Below are 19,097 nucleotides of genomic sequence, written 5' to 3'. Positions count from 1 at the left end.
CTGCAACCTTTTATAATCTTGTAGCATAATAAAAAAACATGGAAACTCCAGAAAACGAAACCTTTAGAGACTCGATTGGTACAATTACCGAAGAAGGTAAACGCGCTTGGGTATTTCCTAAAAAACCAAGTGGTAAATTTTACGAGTATAGAAAATATGTAAGTTATATTTTACTAGCATTTTTACTACTTGCGCCATTTGTAAAAATAAATGGAAATCAGTTTTTAATGTTTAATGTTTTGGAACGCCGTTTTAATATTTTCGGGTTTCCTTTCTGGCCACAAGATTTTCATTTGTTTGTAATATCCATGTTAATTGGTGTTATTTTTATAGCCCTTTTTACGGTAGCATTCGGACGTATTTTTTGCGGGTGGATTTGCCCGCAAACCATTTTTATGGAAATGGTTTTTAGACGAATAGAATACTGGATTGAAGGCGACAGAAACAAACAACGTAAACTAGACAAACAAAAATGGGATGCCGAAAAGATTAGAAAAAAAGGACTAAAAACAGTCATATTTGTTTTAATCTCCTTTATTATTGCTAACGTTTTTCTGGCTTATTTAATTAGTAGCGATAAATTAATTCAATACATTTCTGAAGGTCCTCTTAATAACATAAGCACCTTAATATCGTTACTAATTTTTACAGCGGTATTCTACTTTGTATTTGCTTGGTTTAGAGAACAGGTTTGTATTATAGCTTGTCCTTACGGAAGGTTACAAGGTGCACTTTTAGATACAAAATCGATAGTTGTTGCTTACGATCATAAACGCGGTGAAGCTGAAAATGGTAGAAAAAAGTTTAGAAAAAATGAAGACCGAGACGCTTTAGGTCATGGCGATTGTATAGATTGTATGCAATGTGTACACGTTTGCCCTACTGGCATTGATATTAGAAACGGTACACAATTAGAATGTGTAAACTGTACAGCTTGTATTGATGAGTGCGACCATATTATGGAAAGCATTAATTTACCAAAAGGTTTAATTCGTTATGCTAGTGAAGAAAACATAGAAAACAAAACACCTTTTAAATTAACACCTAGAATTAAAGGTTATATAGCGGTTTTAGCTATTTTAACTGGTCTATTGGTTGGTATGTTATTTTTAAGAAACGATGTGGAAGCTAATGTTTTAAGACTTCCTGGGCAACTATATGAGCATAAAGAGAACAACATTATAAGTAACGTTTTCACCTATAAATTAGTAAATAAAACATCTAAAGACATTGAAGATGTGAGCTTTAAACTCATGTCGCATAAAGGCGAATTAAAATTAGTATCTACTGGTAACGATTTTATTGTACCAAGTCAAGGTATGGCAGAAGGCACCTTGTTTATTGAAATTAATAATTCGGCATTATCTGGCGATAGAAATAAAATAAAAATTGGCGTTTACAAAGGCGATAAGTTAATTGAAACCACTACGGCTAACTTTTTAGGCCCACGGAGTTTTAAATAGTTAATGGTTAATTAGAGACAAATAACCAGCAACAAAAAACAAATTACTAAAAAAGAAAATTATGAAAATTAATTGGGGAACCGGAATTGTTATTGCTTTTATAGCCTTTATTTCGTTTATAATGTACTTTGTTATAAACATGAGTGTAAATAGCAAATACAACCATGATTTGGTTAGCGAAGATTATTACGCCGAAGAATTACAATTTCAAGACGATATAAATAAACTAGAAACCGCTAAAACTTTAAACGAAAATATTAGTTATAAGAAAACAAACGAGGGCTTGGTAATACAATTTCCCGATACCTTCGATTACAAAAATATTAAAGGAAAATTGTTCCTATATAGACCATCTAACAAACAACTAGACTTTGAGACTGCTATCTCTTTGTCTAATTCAAATTTGCTCATACCTGACAATCGTTTGGTAGATGGTCGTTGGAACATTAAAATAGATTGGCAATATAACGGAAAATCTTATCTTTTTAAAGAATCTATAAATTATTAGTATGCTACTTTCGGCGTTTATATTAGGGCTATTAGGAAGTTTTCACTGCGTAGGTATGTGCGGCCCCATAGCTTTTATGTTGCCAGTAGATCGCACAAACGAGTTAAAAAAAGTATCGCAAATTACCATTTACCATTTTGGCAGATTACTAGCCTACAGCCTAATAGGTTTAATTTTCGGGCTAATTGGCAAAGGGCTTTTTATATTTGGTTTCCAACAACAACTCTCTATTATTATAGGGGTTTTAATGATTTTAGTAGTACTAATACCGCAAAAAGCATTTAACAAATACAACTTTTCTAAACCTATTTACAACCTAATATCTAAAGTAAAATCTGCTTTAGGTTCTGCTTTAAAGAAAAAAACAATGGACACCTTTTTAACCATTGGTTTTTTAAATGGCTTTCTCCCTTGTGGTTTAGTTTACATGGCGGTATTTGCAGCCATTGCTGGCGGTAATGCCTTAAACGGTAGTTTATACATGAGTGTTTTTGGCCTTGGTACCGTCCCTTTAATGACCACTGCAATTTACTTTAGCCACTTTTTAAAAGGTAAAGCAAGACAACGCATACAAAACATAATACCAGTTTTTGTAGTTATAATAGGTGCACTATTTATAATTCGGGGTTTAGGTCTTGGAATTCCCTTCCTCTCTCCTGCTCCGGTTTACAATATGATTACTAACGGTATCGATTGTCATTAATTTTTTAGTTTAATTTTGGGGTTACCCTCGTACCTCGGGTCGGGCTTTACGCTTCAAGTCCTCGCTTCGTACCTCGCTGTGGGTTTTCCACTGCAATCCCTAACCCACTTATCCGCCAAAGTAAGTTATCAATACATACATTCTGCTTATATCTAAAGGAGCTTGACTACGGATTGCTAACTTTCCTATAATAGTATTTTTCAATCCCGCATAAAGAAAAACAATAGTTTTGTTTTCAAATATAATAGCAATACTATTATATTTGCATTTAAATTTATTAATTATGGATTCATTACTGTCAAATTTAAAAATTTCTGTACCCGAAAAAATCTATGTAAAAGACCCAGAATCTTCTACCTTAGGAAAACGCATTATAGAGCATAGTATCCTTTTAATAGACGACATTGGTTTTGATAGTTTCACCTTTAAAAAATTAGGACAATTAATAGGCTCTAATGAAAGTTCTATTTACAGATACTTTGAGAGCAAGCATAACCTATTACTTTATTTATCGTCTTGGTATTGGGCATGGATAGAATACCAATTGGTGTTCGAAACCCACAGTTTAAACCCATCAGAAAAACTAGAAAAAGCAATCGAAATTGTAACCCGAAGCATAAAAGTAGATTCGAAATTCTCGCATATAAACGAAACCATTTTAAATAAGATTATAGTTAACGAAAACTCTAAATCGTTTTTAACTAAAGAGGTAGACCAAGAAAACAAAGAAGGTTTTTTTATTATTTACAAACGCATTGTACACCGCTTACGCGATATGATAATTGCAATAAACCCCGATTATAAATTCGCGTCTAGCCTAGGTAGCACAATTCTAGAAAGTGGTTTGCATCAGCACTTTTTAAAAGACCATTTTAAAACCATTACAGATTGTAATGCTAGTATTACCCCAACGTCCTTTATAAAAAACCTAGTACTTAACACGCTCAAGTCTTAAATATGAAACACAAACAAATGACGCCGTGGCAACGTTTAATAGGCATGCTACAATTAGAAAAAAGAGATATTCTTCAAATTTTTTACTATGCCATTTTTGCCGGAGTTGTAGCCTTATCACTTCCTCTTGGTATTCAAGCTATTATTAACCTACTACAAGGCGCTCAAATATCTACATCGTGGGTGGTTTTAGTTATTATAGTAACCCTAGGCGTTGCCTTTTCTGGCGCCTTACAACTTATGCAACTAAGAATTATAGAAACCATACAGCAACGTATATTTACGCGATCATCGTTTGAGTTAGCGTATCGATTTCCAAAAATTAAAATGGCCGAATTACGCGATTATTACCCGCCAGAATTAGCAAATCGATTTTTCGATACCTTAACCATTCAAAAGGGTTTATCTAAAATTTTAATCGATGTTCCAGCAGCGGTTTTACAAATTGTATTTGCTTTAATTCTACTATCGTTTTACCATCCGTTTTTTATAGTATTTGGACTTTTATTGCTAGTACTTATTTTTGTGGTTTTTAAATTCACAGCACGAAAAGGCTTATCCACCAGTTTATACGAGTCTAAAAACAAATACAAAGTAGCCCATTGGATTCAAGAAATTGCCCGTTCGGTTATTAGCTTTAAACTATCAGGTAGCACAAGCTTGGGTATTAATAAAAATGACGATTTGGTGAACAATTACCTAAAAGCGCGAGAGAGTCACTTTAAAGTTTTAATGCTTCAATTTATCCAAATGATAAGTTTTAAAGTAATTGTAACCGCTAGTTTACTACTTATTGGAGGTGCTTTAGTTTTAAACCAAGAAATGAATATTGGGCAATTTGTAGCCGCCGAAATTATTATTTTATTGGTAATCGCTTCAGTAGAAAAACTAATTATAGGCTTAGAGGCGTTTTACGACACCCTTACATCCTTAGAAAAAATTGGTCAAATAGTTGATAAAGATTTAGAAAGTCAAGAAGGCGAGACCCCACAATTTAACAGAGGTTTGCAAGTTGAATTAGACAATGTTGGCTTTGAGGTAGATAACAGAGATGCTCACATATTAAAAAATATCTCGTTAACCATAAATTCTAAAAGTAGAATTTTAATTAAAGGAGAAAGTGGTTCTGGAAAATCGACTTTACTCCGTTTAATTGCCGGTGTCATTGAAGCTACAAGCGGTCATGTTTACGTTAACGATATGTCTATTAAAAGTATTCACTTAAATTTCTACCGTTCGCAATTAGGCTTATCCTTATCTGACGAAACCCCGTTTGAAGGCACCATTAGAGAGAACCTTACCTTCTCTAACAAAACCATTTCAGACGAGAAAATTTATGAGATTCTAAATATTGTAGGTTTAAAATCCTTTATTAAATCGCAACCAGAAGGTTTAAATACCGTGCTATATCCAGATGGTAGGCAAATGTCGTACTCCATATCTAAAAAATTAGTCTTAGCACGAGCTATTTTAAAGAACCCTAAAATACTCATTCTAGAAGATGCCTTAGATCGATTTAATAGAAAAGAAACTAAAGCTATTGTAGATTATTTATCGCACCCAGACCGACCATGGGCACTAATTGTGGTTAGTTTTAGTTCGGTATGGACCGATAAATGCACCGAAATTATCACATTAAGTAAAGGTAAAATAAAATCTAAAAAAGACTAGGTTATGCTCAATATATCCAATAACCAATTGAATAAAAAAATTGATTTGGCAGACTTTAAGTCTGGTAAAAAAATAATGAATATTAAGTATTACAAATACTTTAACCGGTTTTTATTAGCCGCAGCAATTATTTTATTAATTGTACTGTTTTTACCTTGGACCCAAAACATTACCAGTCAAGGTACAGTAACAACTTTAAAACCTAACCAACGCCCACAACATATTCAATCGCAAATACCAGGACGTATTGAGGAATGGTATGTGCAAGAAGGCGACGAAGTAAAAAAAGGCGATACAATCTTAAGAATATCCGAAGTAAAAAGCGACTATTTCGACGATAGACTTATGGAGCGTACTAACGATCAAATTCAAGCAAAATCATCGTCTGTAACCGCTTATAGTGGTAAGGTAGATGCCTTAAACCGTCAAATTTCTGCCTTAAGAAACGAACAAAAATTAAAGCTAGAACAAACGCGCAATAAACTGTTACAATCGCGATTAAAAGTAAAAAGCGATAGTATAGATTTGGAGGCTGCCAAAACCAATTTAAAAATTGCCGAAACACAGTTTAATCGTATTCAAACATTGCAAGAAGAAGGCTTAAAAGCAGTAAAAGATGTAGAAGAAAAGCGCTTAAAACTTCAAGAAACTCAAGCTAAATTCATTTCTCAAGAAAACAAATATTTAGCCAGTAAAAACGAAGTTATAAACGCACAACTAGAGCTATCTAGAACCAACGCTGTGTTTACCGATAAAATATCGAAAGCGCAAAGCGATATGTATACTGCGCAATCTAGCGGGTTCGATACAGAAGCTCAAGTTAAAAAACTTGAAAACGCCTATAGTAATTACAAAAAGCGAAATAGCTTATTGTATGTAACCGCACCCCAAGATGGCTTTATAAACAAAGTACTAACAGGCGGTATTGGGGTTACATTTAAAGAAGGAGAACAACTCGTTGGTATTATGCCATCGCAATACGATTTAGCTGTAGAAACTTTTGTGCGTCCAATAGACTTGCCATTACTACACATTGGCGAAAAAGTACGTGTACAGTTTGATGGCTGGCCAGCGATTGTATTTAGCGGATGGCCTAATGTATCTTACGGTACTTACGGCGCAAAAGTGGTGGCTATAGAACGCTTTATAAGTAGTAACGGGAAATACCGTGTGTTACTGGCTCCAGATAATACAGAGTATAATTGGCCTGAAGCCATACGTGTTGGCTCTGGCGCAAAAACCATTGCCCTACTTGAAGATGTACCAATCTGGTTCGAGTTATGGCGCCAAATTAACAGCTTCCCTCCTAACTATTACCAACCCGAAGACAGTAAAACCGTGTTAAAAAAAGATAAATAATGAAAGCATTTATATATAGTATTCTTTTAGGTTTTAGCTGCGTGGTTTCTGCACAAGATAGCACATCGGTTATGGCACTATCAGAATATTTGGGTTATGTTAAATCGTTTCATCCTATTGTTAAGCAGGCCAATTTAACCCTAAACGAAAGTGAAGCTAAACTTATGAAAGCCAGAGGTGCTTTCGACCCTAAGTTTGAAGTAGATTATGCTAGAAAAAAATTTAAAGCCACAGAGTATTACGATAAACTAAATGCATCGTTTAAAATACCAACTTGGTTTGGCATAGAATTAAAAGGAAACTATGAAGAAAACACTGGCGACTATTTAAACCCAGAATATTACGTCCCCGACGATGGATTATACAGTGCAGGTGTTTCTATTCCTGTTGCTAAAGGGTTGCTTACAAATAGTCGTATGGCCATGTTAAGACAGTCCAAACTATATGTAAAACAAGCCCAAGCCGATAGACAATTATTGGTTAACGACATTTTGTATAATGCAACATTAAGCTATTTTAACTGGTTAAAAACCTATAATGAAAAACGGGTTTACCAAGATTTTTTAGCCAATGCCGAAATACGTTTTAATGGTATTAAAAAAAGTTTTGAAGTTGGCGATAAACCCGCCATTGATACTCTAGAAGCTAGAATAGCGTTAAACAACCGCAAACTTAACTTAGAAAAATCTAGAATTAAATTTATAAAGGCTTCTCTAGAACTTTCTAATTATTTATGGCTTAATGATAATACACCAGTTGAAATTAAAGATCAAATTATACCAGACATTCATACGGTTGCAACTATCGATTTAACCTTGAACACCTCCGGATTGGATGTTGAAAGCTACGATATAAACAATCACCCAAAACTGCAATCTTTAGATTATAAATTTCAAAGTTTAGAAATTGAAAAACGACTGAAGTTAAACAACCTTTTACCGCAAATAGATTTGCAGTATAATTTCTTATCCGAAACTCCCGAGGTGGCACGATCGTTTAGTACATCGGCCTATAAAAGTGGAGTGAATATTAGTATTCCTTTGTTTTTAAGAAAAGAACGAAGCGACTTAAAATTGGCAAAAATAAAGCTGCAAAACACGACGTTCGATATTAAAAATACACAAGTAAGTCTTAAAAATAAAATTAATGCTATAAATCTAGAATTAGAGTCTTACCTAATCCAAAATGATTATACCAATACTATTGTAAATGATTATTCTGTAATGCTAACAGCCGAAGAGCGTAAGTTCTTTTTAGGTGAAAGCTCTCTGTTTTTAGTAAACTCGCGAGAATCAAAACTTATTGATGCCAAACTAAAAGCTATTGATCTTGAAAATAGTTTCTTTAAAACTAAGGCGACTTTATTTAATGTTTTAGCCCTTTCTGAAGTAGAGGTTAACTAATTTTTATTGAAACAATTGTGTTGCTTTTTTTTGTGTTGAACGGAGTTTAATGACATGCTTTTTAGAACAATTGAACCCTGCTAATCCTTGCAATTTATTTATAGAAGTGTTAACTTTAGAATAAATAAAAAAACTTGAAAAAAATGAAAAAATTAAGCTTAATCTGTATTGCTATAATTATAAGTTTTACATCTTGTAAAAATGAAAAAACAGAAGTGAAATCTGTAGAAACTATTGAAACTGAAACGGCAAACGTTGCACCTAAAAAGGTTAAAATTGCATTAAGCGCTAAAAGCGATAGCAATGTTTCCGGCAATGTCGTTTTTAAAGAAACTGATGGTAGCGTAAGCATGACGGCTATTATAAGTGGTTTAACCGCTGGTAAACATGCTATACATATTCATGAATCTGCCGATTGCTCTTCTACCGATGGCAAATCGGCCGGTGGACATTGGAATCCAACATCGCAACCACATGGTAAATGGGGAGACGCAAAGGGTTACCATAAAGGTGATATTGGCAATTTTACTGCCGATGATAACGGAAACGGTACCATTTCTTTTTCTACAGACGAGTGGTGTATTGGCTGTGGCGATGCTACTAAAGATATTCTAGGAAAAGCTGTGATAGTTCACGCTGGTGAAGATGACTTAACATCGCAACCTTCTGGAGCTGCTGGCGCACGCGTTAGTTGTGCTGGTATTATTCAATAATTTTATTAGAGTTGAATTTACTATTATACCGCCTATAATGGTGTATGTAAATAAAAATCCTCCCTTAGCAAAAAAGGGAGGCTTTTTTTTATTGGCTTAAATCTTAAAAGTCATAACTGGTAACGTGGCGTGGTTTACTACATCTTCGCCAATACTGCCTTGAAAAAAGTGCGCTAAACCTTTTCGGCCATGTGTTGGTACTAATATTAAATCGGCTCCAATTTTATTTGCGCAATTTAAAACGCCGTTTTCTATGGTATAATCAGATACGTAAAAGACATCTTCCATTTTATCTAAATTACCCTCGGCTTTGGTAAAGAAATTAACGACTTTTTTCTCGATTTCTAAACTACTTTTAAACCTTTCGTTAGGTAAATTAACATGTATTAAATATAGTTTTGCACCTTGTTTACTAAACATTTCTTGGGCGCTTAAATACGATTTTATAGACTCTTCGCTAAAATCGCAGGCAAAGGCAACCACGTCAAAATCGACATCCAACATATCGTTTTTAACCACTAAAACCGGTATGTTCGAGTTGCGCACAACACGCTCCGTATTGGAACCCACAAAATACTCGGTAAAGCCATTTGCACCATGAGAGCCCATTACAATTATATCGGCATCATATTTTTTAGCCACGTCGTTTACCTCACTAAACACTTTAAAATGCTTTATTATAGGCGTTACTTTTACATCGTTTAGATAGTCTTTACTTAAAAATTTTTTAAATTTTTGCTCTGCTAATTGCAGAAAAAACATGGTTTTCTGGTTTTGAATACCATCGGTAGTCGATAACATAATATCGGACATTTCTAGCATATGAAGGGCCAATAATTCCGCATCATGTTTTTTGGCTAGTTTAGCTGCCGTTTTTAATGCATATTCTGAATGTTCTGAGAAATCTATTGGTATAATTATTTTTTTCATGGTCTTTAAGTTTTAGGTTCTTGCTATAAAGCAAAAACAGTTAAAATTGAATGTTTTAATACTTGATTTTAAAATGACTTGGTATTAAACAGTCATAGAAAATAGTTGTGTATCTGGCTTTTTACGTTGCAGTAGCACATCAAAAGCCATACATATATTTCTAACAAACGGTTGTCCTTTTTGGGTGACTTCTATTTTATTAGAATATATATTTAGTAAGCCATCTTTTTCCATTTCCTTTAGTTTAATTAAAGTGTCCGGTAAGTCATTAAAATAAAGTTTTTCGTCTGTCCATGAGGTTTCAAACTGGCACATTAAATTTAAAATATGTTTTCTAATTACTAAATCTTCGTCATTTAAAATATGCCCTCTATAAACCGGAATAATATTATCTTTTAGCAGGTTATAATAGCTTTCTACTCCTTTTACATTTTGAGAAAAACCATACCAGCTATCACTTATCGAGGATACACCCAACCCAATCATTGCTTGTGTTTTTGAGGCGGTATATCCCATGAAATTACGATGTAAATCACCATTAATCATGGATGTATATAAGGAATCCGTAGTTAACGCAAAATGGTCCATTCCTATTTCCTTATAGCCAACTTCGGCTAGTAATTTCTTTCCTAGTTCGTACTGCTTGCGTTTTAAATCAGCACTTGGTAAATCGGCATCATCAAAGCCTCGTTGTCCGTTTCCTTTAATCCAAGGTACATGTGCATAGCTGTAAAAAGCTAGTCGGTCTGGAAGCAAAGCTTTAGTTTTTAAAATGGTTTCCTCAACGTGTTGTAAGGTTTGAAAAGGCAATCCAAAAATAATATCATGCCCGACAGATGTGTATCCAATTTCTCTGGCCAATTCGGTGGCTTTCTTTACGTTTTCAAAAGGTTGAATTCTATGAATCGCCTTTTGTACCGTTGGGTTATAATCTTGCACACCGTAACTTACGCGTCTAAATCCCACATCGTAAAGCGCTTGTAAATGCTCGCGAGTGGTGTTATTAGGGTGACCTTCAAAACTAAACTCATGTTGCGGTGCTAATTTTGACGTGTTTAAAATACCCGTAATAAGCCGTTTTAAGTTTTCTGGACTAAAAAATGTTGGTGTCCCGCCACCTAAATGCAACTCTTTTATAATAGGTTTTTCGTCAAACAATTCTAAATACAAATGCCATTCTTTTAAAACTGCATTTATATATGGAGACTCTACACTATGCTGTTTGGTAATGCGCTTATTACAGCCGCAAAACGTACATAAACTTTCGCAAAATGGTAAATGAATGTACAAGCTTATACCTTCATCAGAATTGCTTTCTTTAAAAGATTGAACTAATGACGATTTCCATTTTTTTAATAAAAATGTTTCTTGGTTCCAATACGGAACCGTTGGATAACTCGTATAACGAGGACCCGCAATATTATACTTATTTACTAATGATTTTAACATACCTAACGTTTATACTTCAAAAGTATAGGAACAGCTTAAGTTATAAAATGACATATATCATACTAAATCTTGCAATTGAATTATTATTGACTTAACTTTCGGGTTAATAAAAAAACATGAAAATGAAAAAAATAAGCATCCTATTTATTGCCTTAGCCCTAAGTATAGTATCATGTAAAAACGAAAAAAAAGAAACGCAAACGGAAGCTGAAACAACAGAGGAATACGTAGTTAAACCAGAAGGTACAACCGTAAAATGGACGGCCTACAAAACAACAGACAAACTACCTGTTGGTGGAAAATTTAAACTTCTAGATTTCGAAAATAAATCTGGAGCTACACCACAAGAGGCATTAAATAATTTAAGCTTTTCTATACCTGTTAGTAGCGTTTTTACAAACGATGCTACAAACACCCGCGATGGTAAAATTATAAATTCATTTTTTGGTGCTATGTTAGATACCGAATTTTTAAAAGGTACTATTAAATATGCTAATAATGCTTATGTAGCTTCTATTACCATGAATGGAGAAACAAATAATTTACCATTATATGTTAAAATTACTGACGAAAGACGTGTAACCTTAACAGGAACCATGAATCTTAAAGACTGGAATGCATTAGATGCTTTAGCCTCTTTAAATAAAGTATGTTTTGATTTACATAAAGGAGCAGATGGTGTAAGTAAAACTTGGGAAGATGTAGCCATTGAAGTTGAAACTTACCTTCGCGAAAACTAAACCATATATAGTATTAGTATTATTTTAATCACTAAAAAACTTATATGGAATTAGACCAGCTGGTAGAAAAATTTAAACAAAAAGACGAAAAAGCATTCGAGAAACTGTACAATATGTACAGCGATAGCATGCATGGTGTTATTTACAATATTGTAAGAGACCATGATATTGCTCAAGAAGTTATGCAAGATGTTTTTATAAAAGCATGGCATAAAGCAGATAGCTATTCGTCAAAAAAAGGTAGATTTTTTACATGGATTTTAAATATTGCTAGAAACGCAGCCATAGATAAAACGCGGTCTAAAGCCTTTAAAAACTCAAAACAAAACCTCAACTCAGATTTTTTCGTAGATATAATTGAAGGCAATGAAAACCTTGATGATAAAACGGATGCTATCGGCATTAAAAAATTTGTTGGTAAACTAGCCGAAAAATGTAAAGCGGTAATTGAACTACTTTACTTTAAAGGTTACACACAAAGTGAAGCGTCTGAAGCTCTTGATATGCCAATTGGTACTATTAAAACAAGAAATAGAAATTGCATTCAGGAATTGAGAAACATGGTATTAAACTAAAATGGATATAAAAGCATACATAGAATCTGGAATACTAGAGCTATACGTAGCCGGAACCCTTTCTGAAAAAGAAAATGAGGAGGTTTATGAGCTTATGCAAAAACACCCAGAGGTTTTGCAAGAAGTTTTAGAAATTGAAGCAGCCATTGTTAAATTAACCGCTTCGACATCGCAACGCGATAGCGACCATATTTTACAACGTATTAAGCAAACATTAGGTTTTGGTAGTGATAAGGATACCAAAGTAATCTCTATTGCTAAACCTAAATACAACTGGATTACTTATACAGGTTGGGCAGCTTCTATTCTTTTGGCTGCTGGATTATTATGGACAGTAAACCAGAACAAACAATTACAATCTGATATTCAAATAGCAGAAACACAACAATCTTTATTAGAAACCCAAATAGCTAATTCTAAAAACAGCTTAGAAGACGCTAATGTATTAATTAGTGTGTTACGCGATGAAAATATTACAAAAGTACCATTAGCAGGACAAGGGAATTTTGCTAATACTTTTGCTAAGGTATATTGGGATAAAGATTCCGAGCGTATATTTTTAGATGCTCAGGGTTTACCAGACCCACCAGAAGGGAAAGTTTATCAAGTTTGGTCTTTAACATTAACACCGTTAACACCTACGAGTTTAGGAACTATTGATAGTTTTACAGCTGATGCCAATAAAATTTTCGAAATTAAAAATGCTAACAAAAGTGAGGCCTTTGGTATTACTCTAGAGCCTGCAGGTGGTAGTGCATCGCCTACTATGGACCAATTATATACTTTGGGTGTAGTGAGTGCCAGCTAACAAAGTAAACAAGCAGTATTAAATAGTTTTAAATATTAAAAATGCGCTACCAATTAATATAGTAGTGCATTTTTTTATGCGATAATAAAATTAAAACCCCTTAGCAAAACGCTAATAAACATTTATATATTTATACAAAGCCTAAACTAAATATAACACCATAAAACCATGACCTTAATTAATTTTACTGCAGAAAGTGATAGTTCCAACTGGAAAACGGTGGATGATAATGTAATGGGTGGAAAATCTGAAGGTGCGTTTAAAATAAACGCTAATGGCAATGGCTTGTTTTACGGCGAAGTATCTTTAGAAAATAACGGTGGTTTCTCGATGGTTAAATACCCTATTGACACTTTAAAAACAGCATCTTATTCTAAATTTCGAATCACTTTAAAAGGCGATGGCAAGACATACCAGTTTAGAGTAAAGACTTTTGAGAGCGACAAACATGCTTACATTTATCCATTTAAAACCACAAATGGCTGGGAAACTATAGAAATCCCTTTTAAAGAAATGTACGCTAACTTTAGAGGTAAAAAACTTGAGCTACCAAATTTTGAAGGTAACCAAATTGAAATGATTGCCTTTTTAATAGGTAACAAAAAAGCTGAAGCCTTTAATTTAGAGATAGGCAACATCTCTTTAAAGTAAAACACGAACATGTGCAAGTATGCCCGCGCTAGGGATTGAACGGTATGTTTGAGCTCCCTGACTTTTTAGGAAGGAGCGAGTAGTAAAAGCCCGACCCTTGTGGTAGCGCCCAAATTACTGTTTAACTAAAACGAATGGCTTTTACTGGCGATATTTTTGTAATTAGATAAGACGGAACCAGTAGCATGAGTAAGCACAGCACTAATGTACCTATGTTTAGTGCTAGAATATAGCCTAAATTGATATATACTGGTGCTTCGGATACGTAATACACACTTGGATCTAACGGAAAAAGGCTAAAATATTTTTGCGTAAACAAAATGCCTAAACCTAAAATATTACCCCAAAATACACCTAATAAAATGAGGTAAGATGCATTATAAAGGAAGAGTTTACGAATGCTCCAATTACTGCTACCTAAGGTTTTTAAAACGCCTATCATTCTGGTGCGCTCTAGTATTAAAACAAGTAAGGCCGTTACCATGTTAAAACCGGCAATAAGTACCATTATGCCTATTATGCCGTAGGTGTTTTTATCGAAAATTTTAATCCACTCGAAAATAGAATAATAACGATCTGTAATGGTTTGCGAATCTAGTAAGGAGGAAATGTTTTGATGTATTTCGGCGCCTTTTTCTTCTAAGGCATCGTAATTATCTATAAATACCTCAAAATTGCCAATTTGATCGCTTTCCCATCTATTTATACGTTGTAAGTGGCGTATATCGCCAATAATATATTGAGCGTCCAAATCTTGAAACCCAGAATTAAAAATACCAGATATGGTGTATGTTATTATGTTTGGTAATTTTTCGAGATCGTCCTTTGCAAAAAACATTTGAAAGGTGTCACCGGCTTTAAAATGCATTCTATTGGCTAGATATTGCGATATTAAAACATTTTCATTTCGTTTTTGCGTGTAATCTGGTAATCCGCCTTCTACTAAAAATTCTTTAAAATAATCCCAATTATAATCGGCACCAACGCCTTTTAAGTACAACCCTTCAAAATCGGTTTCGGTGCGTATTACACCAAATTTTGTTGCTACACCTTGTACATGCTTAATGCCTTGTACTGCTTTAAAATCTGGATAAAAATCTTGATTTATTGTAATAGGAAATACGCTTTCTTGGGAGTTATTGGAATCGTAATTTGTAATGGTTACATGGCCATTAAACGCAATAACTTTATCGCGTATTTTTTGTTGCAACCCTATACTTATTGCTACGGTAACCATCATTACAACCATACCAATAGCAATTGCAGCGATTCCAATTTTTATTATTGGCGCCGATATGCTACTTTTATACGCTTTACTACCAATAATGCGTTTTGCTATAAAGAACTCGTAATTCAAAAGATAAAAATGAGGTTTAGTGATTTCAAAAATACAGTTTTCCCAATAATTATTGGGCTAGTTTTAGTAATGATTTCTTGTGGAAGCAAATCCAAGAGCGATATTTCAATATCTCAGGTTAAAATTAATAATCAAGAAGACGAAATTACAAAAGTAGAAAAAGACACGTCTATAGTTCTTGGAGTAAACCAAACCAACGTTTACCTGCCGTTATTAAAAGGAAAGCGAATTGGTATTGTGGCCAACCAAACCTCTGTGTTTTTTACTAAAAGTGCAACTCAGCCATTGGATGCTATAACATATACACACGTAGTAGATTCGCTTCTTGCCCTACATGTGGATATTAAAAAAGTGTTTGCTCCAGAACATGGTTTTAGAGGAAAGGCTGATGCCGGCGAGGTTGTTAAGGATGGGATAGATACTAAAACTAATTTACCTATTGTATCGCTTTACGGAAAAAACAAAAAACCATCGGAAGCACAACTAGAAAATTTGGATGTTGTTATTTTTGATATACAAGATGTTGGTGCTCGTTTTTACACTTACATTTCGTCCTTACATTACGTTATGGAAGCTTGCGCAGAAGCCGGAATTCCTGTAATTGTTTTTGATAGGCCCAACCCAAATGGTAATTATATTGATGGTCCTATTTTAGAAATGGAGCACACTAGTTTTGTTGGCATGCACCCTATTCCTGTGGTTCATGGTATGACTATTGGAGAATATGCCACAATGATTAATGGCGAAAAATGGCTAGCTAATGGCATACAATGCGACTTAAAGGTTATTGCCATGAAACATTACAACCACAAACTAAAATATAGCTTACCAATAAAACCAAGTCCAAATTTACCAAACGACCAAGCCATTAACCTATACCCTAGTATTTGCTTTTTTGAAGGTACCAATGTAAGCGCAGGCCGAGGGACAGAAACCCAATTTCAAATATTTGGAAGTCCGTTTTTAAATCCTGATGTATATCGTTTTCAATTTAAACCTCAACCCAACGAAGGTTCTAAGTACCCAAAACACCAAAACAAAACATGTTATGGTAAGGATTTAACTAAAGCTGAGACTATAAATACTTTAAAACTAAATTGGCTTATTGATTCTTACAAGAATACCAATAATAAAGCTGAGTTTTTTAATAGCTTTTTTACAAAATTGGCAGGCACAAAAACGTTACAGCAGCAAATTGAATCTGGAATGTCTGAAAAAGCAATTAAAGCCACTTGGAAAGAAGGATTACAACGTTTTAATAAAACGAGAAAAAACTATTTACTATACCCTTGAAAAACATATTAGCCTCAATATTTTTCTTTTTTACTTCTGTAGGATTTAATTCAGCAGAACATGACACTACATCTGACTACAGAATAAAAACTGCTAAAAAACGTGCTAAACAATTTATGCGCCAACAAGGCATTCCTGGAATGTCTATATCGGTATCTCAACATGGTAAACTTATTTGGTCTGAAGGTTTTGGGTATGCCAATAGAAAACCTAAAGTAAAAGTAGACCCTAATAAAACATTGTTTAGAATTGCCAGTATATCTAAATCTATTACGGCCCTAGCACTGGCACATTTAGTGGATAAGAAACAAATTGATTTAAACAAAAGCATTTACAGTTACTTGCCCAATTATCCTAAAAAAGCTTACGATTTTAACATTAAAGAATTAGGCGGACACCTTGCAGGAATTAGGCATTACAAGGGCAATGAGTTTCTATGGAATAAAAAAACATCCATTACCGAAGGTGTAAATATCTTTAAAAACGACTCACTTTTATTTGAACCTTCAACACAATTTTCATACAATACATTTGGCTTTGTTTTACTTAGTGAAATTATGCAAAAAGCATCCCAAACCGATTTTAATGAATTAGTAAAACAAACGGTTTTTAATCCTTTAGGGATGACAAATACTTTGGTGGAAGATTCAGAAATAAACCTACCCAATAAAACTAATTTCTACCGAAAAAAAAGGGTACTTTCTACTCCTGTCGCTAATGAGTACAAGGTTGCTGGTGGTGGTTTTTTATCTACTTCAGAAGATTTAATAAAATTTGGAGAAGAAATTATTTCGCCTAAAACAGTATCTGCCGAAGCTTTGCTAGAAATGACAACTTCTCAAAAACTAAAATCGGGTAAAATTACGGGGTATGGTATTGGGTTTTCCTCTGAATGCACGACAAACAACACTCCAAAATATTACCATACTGGTGGTGGTGTTGGCGCGTCTACCGTTTTATTAATATACCCAAAAGAACAGATTGTCATCTCAGTTTTAACCAATAAATCGGGAGTAAAAATGGATGATTTCGCAAAAAAGCTCGAGGCCCTTTTTATTAATTAAAAAAGAAAGTGCCTAATTACAACTAAGTAACTAGACACTTTCACCTAACAAAAAACCTTAGATTAAACACATCATTAAGGTCTCTTTATGATAATTAAGTTTTCACAAAAATTATCATACACATAACAAATCAAACTAAATTTATATATTTTTTATTTCGTTTTCCATAATAGGACCAAGTTCAAAAACGCTTTCTAAAAGCTCTTTTTTTAATGCATTAGCCTTTTCTATTTCTCTATTAGCTTTATAAATTTTAGCTATATGAAATAGCACATCGGGTTCAGAGGTTTTACCAATTACATGTTGTTCTAAAATTTCCATCGCTTCTTTTACCTCTCCATGATTATAGAGTGTCCATGCTAACAAATCATACGATTGTGGCGTAGGTCTATTTTTAATTTCAACATAAGCAATCTCTAAAGCTTTTGCTGTATCTTTTTCGCTTTCAGCATATAACAAAGCGTTGTACTTATTATACATATCGCCATAAAACGAATTTTCAACGGCATTAGCATATAACTTTAATTGCTCTTCTTTTAAGTCATTATTACCATTATATTCTGCAATTTCTGCCTTTAGTAAATGATAATCTGGAGCGTTATAAGTTTTCGTAACTTCATTTAAAATACGAAGTGCTTCGTCAGGATTTTTTTCATAAGAATAAACAATCCAAGCAATTCCCTTTTTAGCATACGCATCGTTAGGATCTAACTCTAAAGCTTTTAAATAATGGTTGTAAGAAGCTTCAATACGTCCTGCGTGCCCATAATAATCAGCTAAATTGGTATACACCCATTGTTTTGTAGATGCCAAATTTGTACTTTCTGCAATAGTTTTGGCTTGTTCCATATATTTTATGGCAGCATCCAAATTACCACGATGGTCGGACCATTTTGAAAGTCTTATTAAATAATCGAAATCATTTTTTTTCTTAATTCCATCTAAGTATGTTTTCGCAGCATCATAATTACCTAATTCTAAATGCACATCGAAAAGCATTTTTTGCGTTCCTTTTAAACCTTCTCCGTTATCTTCGGCCTTGATAAGTAAAAGTAAAGCTTCTTTAAAACGATGCTGAGAGATATAGTTTCTTGACAAGGCTCTTAAATAACCAGCGTTATTATAATTTGTTGCTTGATTTGCCTTAACTAAAAATGTTTCTGCTTTAATTAAAGCGTCAATATTTCCTGTTTTATTAAAAATCACAGATTGAGATGCTGCAGCCTTAGCCAAGTAGGGAAATTGATTTGGTTCTTTTTCTAGCTTTTTTTCCCAGAAATTAAAATCCTCTTTTACTAATTGCAACACCTCTTTATCTGATGCTTCTAAATACCCAACATAATCCTTAGTATTTGTTATTTTTTTTGTGTTTTCGTTACAACTTACCATAAGCAGTAACAAAAAAATAAATGTTAATTGATTTGTAGTTTTCATATTAATGAGTGTTTGTGTTTGT

The 19,097-nt window shown here is 33.7% G+C and carries 18 protein-coding genes; 14 read left to right on the top strand and 4 right to left on the bottom strand.

Features of this window, described 5'->3' with window-relative positions; all coding sequences use genetic code 11:
* Positions 1–38: 38 nt before the first annotated feature.
* The 8 genes from ccoG to HNQ90_RS05825 all read left to right on the top strand — a co-directional run bounded on the left by ccoG (position 39) and on the right by HNQ90_RS05825 (position 8,774).
* On the top strand, positions 39–1,463 hold the full coding sequence (gene ccoG / locus HNQ90_RS05860; RefSeq protein ID WP_144116950.1) for a cytochrome c oxidase accessory protein CcoG: 1,425 nt from the start codon (positions 39–41) through the stop codon (positions 1,461–1,463).
* A 61-nt stretch (positions 1,464–1,524) separates the two neighbouring features.
* Positions 1,525–1,971, top strand: coding sequence for a FixH family protein (locus HNQ90_RS05855; RefSeq protein ID WP_144116949.1), 447 nt, complete (start codon positions 1,525–1,527; stop codon positions 1,969–1,971).
* 1 nt (position 1,972) lies between these two features.
* Positions 1,973–2,674, top strand: coding sequence for a sulfite exporter TauE/SafE family protein (locus tag HNQ90_RS05850; protein ID WP_144116948.1), 702 nt, complete (start codon positions 1,973–1,975; stop codon positions 2,672–2,674).
* A gap of 283 nt (positions 2,675–2,957) precedes the next feature.
* Entirely contained in the window at positions 2,958–3,629 is a 672-nt protein-coding gene (locus tag HNQ90_RS05845) for a TetR/AcrR family transcriptional regulator (protein WP_144116947.1), read from the top strand.
* A gap of 2 nt (positions 3,630–3,631) precedes the next feature.
* Positions 3,632–5,299, top strand: a complete 1,668-nt coding sequence (locus HNQ90_RS05840; protein WP_144116946.1) for a peptidase domain-containing ABC transporter — start codon at positions 3,632–3,634, stop codon at positions 5,297–5,299.
* A 3-nt stretch (positions 5,300–5,302) separates the two neighbouring features.
* Positions 5,303–6,658: an HlyD family secretion protein gene (locus tag HNQ90_RS05835; protein ID WP_144116945.1), complete on the top strand. Its 1,356-nt coding sequence runs from the start codon at positions 5,303–5,305 to the stop codon at positions 6,656–6,658.
* Complete coding sequence (locus tag HNQ90_RS05830) at positions 6,658–8,061, top strand: TolC family protein (RefSeq protein WP_144116944.1); 1,404 nt, start codon at positions 6,658–6,660, stop codon at positions 8,059–8,061. The genes HNQ90_RS05835 and HNQ90_RS05830 overlap by 1 nt, the downstream gene beginning before the upstream one ends.
* A gap of 143 nt (positions 8,062–8,204) precedes the next feature.
* Positions 8,205–8,774: a superoxide dismutase family protein gene (locus tag HNQ90_RS05825; protein ID WP_144116943.1), complete on the top strand. Its 570-nt coding sequence runs from the start codon at positions 8,205–8,207 to the stop codon at positions 8,772–8,774.
* A gap of 96 nt (positions 8,775–8,870) precedes the next feature.
* On the opposite strand, the gene HNQ90_RS05820 is transcribed toward HNQ90_RS05825, so the two are convergent.
* Both HNQ90_RS05820 and hemN read right to left on the bottom strand, forming a co-directional pair.
* On the bottom strand, positions 8,871–9,704 hold the full coding sequence (locus tag HNQ90_RS05820) for a universal stress protein (RefSeq protein WP_144116942.1): 834 nt from the start codon (positions 9,702–9,704) through the stop codon (positions 8,871–8,873).
* 84 nt (positions 9,705–9,788) lie between these two features.
* Positions 9,789–11,153, bottom strand: coding sequence for an oxygen-independent coproporphyrinogen III oxidase (gene hemN, locus HNQ90_RS05815; RefSeq protein ID WP_144116941.1), 1,365 nt, complete (start codon positions 11,151–11,153; stop codon positions 9,789–9,791).
* Between the two features lie 122 nt (positions 11,154–11,275).
* Between hemN and HNQ90_RS05810 the strand changes: the two genes are divergently transcribed.
* The 4 genes from HNQ90_RS05810 (at position 11,276) to HNQ90_RS05795 (ending at position 13,927) form a co-directional block, all read left to right on the top strand.
* Entirely contained in the window at positions 11,276–11,893 is a 618-nt protein-coding gene (locus HNQ90_RS05810) for a YceI family protein (protein ID WP_144116940.1), read from the top strand.
* A gap of 44 nt (positions 11,894–11,937) precedes the next feature.
* Positions 11,938–12,468 (top strand): RNA polymerase sigma factor, encoded by a 531-nt coding sequence (locus HNQ90_RS05805; protein WP_144116939.1) that lies wholly within the window; start codon positions 11,938–11,940, stop codon positions 12,466–12,468.
* A gap of 1 nt (position 12,469) precedes the next feature.
* A complete protein-coding gene (locus tag HNQ90_RS05800; protein ID WP_144116938.1) occupies positions 12,470–13,276 on the top strand; it encodes an anti-sigma factor in 807 nt (268 codons plus the stop codon).
* Positions 13,277–13,444: 168 nt separating this feature from the next.
* The gene (locus tag HNQ90_RS05795) at positions 13,445–13,927 is read left to right on the top strand and encodes a CIA30 family protein (RefSeq protein WP_144116937.1); all 483 of its coding nucleotides are present in this window, start codon (positions 13,445–13,447) and stop codon (positions 13,925–13,927) included.
* Between the two features lie 121 nt (positions 13,928–14,048).
* Here the strand turns inward: HNQ90_RS05795 and HNQ90_RS05790 are convergent, their stop codons facing one another.
* Positions 14,049–15,284, bottom strand: coding sequence for an ABC transporter permease (locus tag HNQ90_RS05790; RefSeq protein WP_144116936.1), 1,236 nt, complete (start codon positions 15,282–15,284; stop codon positions 14,049–14,051).
* A gap of 9 nt (positions 15,285–15,293) precedes the next feature.
* Here HNQ90_RS05790 and HNQ90_RS05785 point away from each other — a divergent pair, with 9 nt between their 5' ends.
* Together HNQ90_RS05785 and HNQ90_RS05780 are read left to right on the top strand one after the other, a co-directional pair.
* Positions 15,294–16,577: an exo-beta-N-acetylmuramidase NamZ family protein gene (locus HNQ90_RS05785; RefSeq protein WP_172625890.1), complete on the top strand. Its 1,284-nt coding sequence runs from the start codon at positions 15,294–15,296 to the stop codon at positions 16,575–16,577.
* Entirely contained in the window at positions 16,574–17,641 is a 1,068-nt protein-coding gene (locus HNQ90_RS05780; RefSeq protein WP_144116935.1) for a serine hydrolase domain-containing protein, read from the top strand. The genes HNQ90_RS05785 and HNQ90_RS05780 overlap by 4 nt, the downstream gene beginning before the upstream one ends.
* 141 nt (positions 17,642–17,782) lie before the next feature.
* On the opposite strand, the gene HNQ90_RS05775 is transcribed toward HNQ90_RS05780, so the two are convergent.
* Entirely contained in the window at positions 17,783–19,075 is a 1,293-nt protein-coding gene (locus tag HNQ90_RS05775; RefSeq protein ID WP_144116934.1) for a tetratricopeptide repeat protein, read from the bottom strand.
* Positions 19,076–19,097 lie beyond the last annotated feature (22 nt).

The sequence above is a fragment of the Algibacter amylolyticus genome, from assembly GCF_014202225.1.
In the GTDB taxonomy this organism is placed as follows: domain Bacteria; phylum Bacteroidota; class Bacteroidia; order Flavobacteriales; family Flavobacteriaceae; genus Algibacter_B; species Algibacter_B amylolyticus.
This window is presented reverse-complemented; position numbering and strand designations above follow the sequence as displayed.

What these genes read in the sequence shown, in the direction of transcription:
- HNQ90_RS05825 (WP_144116943.1), top strand. Translation starts at nt 8,205, where the DNA reads ATGAAAAAATTAAGCTTAATCTGTATTGCTATAATTATAAGTTTTACA.
- HNQ90_RS05835 (WP_144116945.1), top strand. Translation starts at nt 5,303, where the DNA reads ATGCTCAATATATCCAATAACCAATTGAATAAAAAAATTGATTTGGCA.
- HNQ90_RS05830 (WP_144116944.1), top strand. Translation starts at nt 6,658, where the DNA reads ATGAAAGCATTTATATATAGTATTCTTTTAGGTTTTAGCTGCGTGGTT.
- HNQ90_RS05845 (WP_144116947.1), top strand. Translation starts at nt 2,958, where the DNA reads ATGGATTCATTACTGTCAAATTTAAAAATTTCTGTACCCGAAAAAATC.
- HNQ90_RS05795 (WP_144116937.1), top strand. Translation starts at nt 13,445, where the DNA reads ATGACCTTAATTAATTTTACTGCAGAAAGTGATAGTTCCAACTGGAAA.
- HNQ90_RS05855 (WP_144116949.1), top strand. Translation starts at nt 1,525, where the DNA reads ATGAAAATTAATTGGGGAACCGGAATTGTTATTGCTTTTATAGCCTTT.
- HNQ90_RS05850 (WP_144116948.1), top strand. Translation starts at nt 1,973, where the DNA reads ATGCTACTTTCGGCGTTTATATTAGGGCTATTAGGAAGTTTTCACTGC.
- HNQ90_RS05775 (WP_144116934.1), bottom strand. Translation starts at nt 19,075, where the DNA reads ATGAAAACTACAAATCAATTAACATTTATTTTTTTGTTACTGCTTATG.
- HNQ90_RS05840 (WP_144116946.1), top strand. Translation starts at nt 3,632, where the DNA reads ATGAAACACAAACAAATGACGCCGTGGCAACGTTTAATAGGCATGCTA.
- HNQ90_RS05785 (WP_172625890.1), top strand. Translation starts at nt 15,294, where the DNA reads ATGAGGTTTAGTGATTTCAAAAATACAGTTTTCCCAATAATTATTGGG.
- HNQ90_RS05820 (WP_144116942.1), bottom strand. Translation starts at nt 9,704, where the DNA reads ATGAAAAAAATAATTATACCAATAGATTTCTCAGAACATTCAGAATAT.
- HNQ90_RS05810 (WP_144116940.1), top strand. Translation starts at nt 11,276, where the DNA reads ATGAAAAAAATAAGCATCCTATTTATTGCCTTAGCCCTAAGTATAGTA.
- hemN (WP_144116941.1), bottom strand. Translation starts at nt 11,153, where the DNA reads ATGTTAAAATCATTAGTAAATAAGTATAATATTGCGGGTCCTCGTTAT.
- HNQ90_RS05805 (WP_144116939.1), top strand. Translation starts at nt 11,938, where the DNA reads ATGGAATTAGACCAGCTGGTAGAAAAATTTAAACAAAAAGACGAAAAA.
- ccoG (WP_144116950.1), top strand. Translation starts at nt 39, where the DNA reads ATGGAAACTCCAGAAAACGAAACCTTTAGAGACTCGATTGGTACAATT.
- HNQ90_RS05800 (WP_144116938.1), top strand. Translation starts at nt 12,470, where the DNA reads ATGGATATAAAAGCATACATAGAATCTGGAATACTAGAGCTATACGTA.